Below are 1,927 nucleotides of genomic sequence, written 5' to 3' on the forward strand. Positions count from 1 at the left end.
GGCTGACACCGATCTCAATGCTCTTGGCCGCGAACAGGCGACCGGCAACGGGCTTCGGCTAGCTGCGTTGGTTCCAGATCCCTGGGAATTCGACTTCGTCGCCAGTCCGATGAAACGGACGCGCGAAACGATGCAGCGTATTCGCGCCGCGATGAAGCTGGATCCGGATGCCTATCGAACCGATCCGCGCCTCGTCGAGGTCAATTTCGGCGATTGGCAGGGATTTACCTTTCCCGAGCTGGAGACGCGGTATCCCGGAGCAAGCGGGACGCGTGCTCTGGACAAGTGGAACTTCCAGCCGCCCGGCGAAGGCGCCGAGAGCTATCAGATGCTGCTCGAACGGGTGAGGCCATGCTTCGACGCGATTGAACGCCAGACGATATGCGTGACCCATGGCGGCGTCATGCGCACCTTGTTTCGTTTCGTTCTGGGATTGGCCGAGGACGAGGCAGCGAACCTGGAAATACCGCAGGATCGCCTGCTCAAGCTCGAAGGCAAGAGTCTGGAGTGGCTTTGATGCATGTCGCCCAAAATTGGCCCCGGTTTTGGGAGAACGACATGCATAAAACAAAGACCTAAAGCGGGTCGCCTGAATCCGTTCAGACGCGACACGCTCTAGGCCATTTCGCAGGCGGCTCGGCGAAAGCTGAACCGCAAACGCTGCATTCAATTGAGGTTGGAAGCTCTAGTTGGCTGAGCTGTCCGGCAGTTCCATGTCGGTGATGACGTTTTCGCCATTGGTCACATCGTAGGCAATGACGATGTCCATGCCCGGCTTCAGCGCGTCGAGATCGGTCTCTGCGTTCAGCTTGTAGGACTTGCCGTCATCCAGCGTCAGCGTCGCCGTGTCCTTGTCGATCTTCTTGATCAGGCCTTCGGTCTGGCCGGCGAAAGCGGCGGTGGAAAGCAGCAGCGTGGCGGCAACGGCGCTAATCAGGGTACGCATAATCGTTCCTCTTTATCATTGCACCGGCATGGCGGCGGGCTGTTCAACAGCGGATGGAGCAGAGCAGAAACCAACCGAATGTGTCAAAACTAAATCCGCCAGATCACAGTTTGACCCCTGTGAAAAACGCCAATAGAACGCAATCTTCAGCCGGCTCCGATGCCGGGCAGGGTATTTCATGTCTCACAACACGTTCGGCCACCTTTTCCGCGTCACCACCTGGGGCGAAAGCCATGGCCCGTCGCTCGGCTGCGTGGTCGACGGCTGTCCGCCCGGCATCCGCTTTACGCGCGACGAGATCCAGGCCGAACTCGACAAGCGCCGGCCGGGACAGTCACGTTTCGTGACGCAGCGTCGCGAACCAGATGAAGTGAAGGTGCTGTCAGGTTTCATCCTCGACGAGGACGGCGAGACGATGATCACCACCGGCACGCCGGTGTCGATGCTGATCGAGAATGTCGACCAGCGTTCAAAGGATTATGGCGAGATCGCCCGCCAGTACCGGCCCGGCCATGCCGACTACACCTATGACGTCAAATACGGGGTGCGCGATTATCGTGGCGGCGGCCGCTCCTCGGCCCGCGAGACGGCAGCCAGAGTGGCGGCCGGTGCCTTGGCGCGCAAGGTGGTGCCCGGCGTGGTGGTGCGCGGTGCGCTGGTGTCGATGGGCGAGAAATCCATCGATCGCGCCAACTGGAACTGGAATTTCATCGGCGATGCGGAAAATCCGTTCTTCACCCCCGATCCGGCTTCCGTTCCTGTCTTCACGCAGTATCTCGACGGCATCCGCAAGGCGGGCTCCTCGGTCGGTGCGGTGATCGAGATCGTCGCCGACGGCGTTCCACCGGGCCTCGGCGCGCCGATCTATGCCAAGCTCGACCAGGACATCGCCTCCGGCCTGATGTCGATCAACGCGGTCAAGGGCGTCGAGATCGGCAACGGCTTCGAGGCCGCCCGCATCACCGGCGAGCAGAATGCCGA

The 1,927-nt window shown here is 60.8% G+C and carries 3 protein-coding genes; 2 read left to right on the forward strand and 1 reads right to left on the reverse strand.

Going from position 1 to position 1,927, the window contains the following annotated elements; genetic code table 11:
* The coding region (locus EN969_RS28920; RefSeq protein WP_164758592.1) for a histidine phosphatase family protein at positions 1-517 on the forward strand (517 nt) is incomplete at its 5' end.
* Positions 518-685: 168 nt separating this feature from the next.
* Here EN969_RS28920 and EN969_RS28925 read toward each other — a convergent pair.
* Positions 686-946 (reverse strand): DUF1344 domain-containing protein, encoded by a 261-nt coding sequence (locus EN969_RS28925; protein ID WP_013532801.1) that lies wholly within the window; start codon positions 944-946, stop codon positions 686-688.
* 178 nt (positions 947-1,124) lie between these two features.
* Between EN969_RS28925 and aroC the strand changes: the two genes are divergently transcribed.
* Positions 1,125-1,927: chorismate synthase (gene aroC / locus EN969_RS28930; protein WP_127419618.1), on the forward strand; the 803-nt coding region annotated here is incomplete at its 3' end.

It is taken from the genome of Mesorhizobium sp. M7A.F.Ca.CA.003.01.2.1 (assembly GCF_003998945.1).
Classification (GTDB): domain Bacteria; phylum Pseudomonadota; class Alphaproteobacteria; order Rhizobiales; family Rhizobiaceae; genus Mesorhizobium; species Mesorhizobium ciceri.